This is a genomic window from Pseudomonas paracarnis (genome assembly GCF_904063055.1).
GTDB lineage: Bacteria > Pseudomonadota > Gammaproteobacteria > Pseudomonadales > Pseudomonadaceae > Aquipseudomonas > Aquipseudomonas paracarnis.
In genome coordinates this window covers 1-445 of record NZ_CAJFCN010000089.1, presented here as the reverse complement: position 1 = coordinate 445, position 445 = coordinate 1, and the positions used below count along the sequence as shown (strand labels likewise).

Here is a 445-nt window from a genome sequence, read left to right as displayed (position 1 = left end):
GGTCCATGGCAGCGGAAACCAGGGGGATATTCAGCTCGATGCCACGGGTGAGGCGGGTCGTGAGACTGACTTCGTTAGGAAACACCTCGGAATAACCGGGCAATAGGAGAATGTCGTCGAATGTCAGAGCTTCTTGGCTGATACGCAGCAGCGCGGGGGCTCACGAGCGGGAAAATGGAAGCGCGCCATTATATACATGCACCCTGCCCGGCTCAATGTAAAACTCTGACAAACTTGGTAATACTGATAGATGGATTAAAGCTGGACTTTGACCCAGCTCATTTTCTGGTCCAACCAATCGGCAAATTCGTCGATAAAGCTCTGCTTGAACCCCGCCTCCGCCCAGTTATTGAAGATGAACCCCAGGTTGGAAAACCCGCATTCCTTCAGGACCCGAAAACAGTTGATGTCATCTTCATGCCCAAACAGCGGACAGATTAAGTTT

At 51.2% G+C, this 445-nt stretch carries 1 protein-coding gene and 1 pseudogene; both read right to left on the bottom strand.

The genetic code is table 11. From position 1 onward, the window contains the following. Positions 1 to 151: IMP dehydrogenase (locus tag JMV15_RS28045; RefSeq protein WP_201492005.1), on the bottom strand; the 151-nt coding region annotated here is incomplete at its 3' end. A 104-nt stretch (positions 152 to 255) separates the two neighbouring features. Then, positions 256 to 445: pseudogene (locus JMV15_RS28040) on the bottom strand (sugar ABC transporter ATPase); the annotation flags it as partial.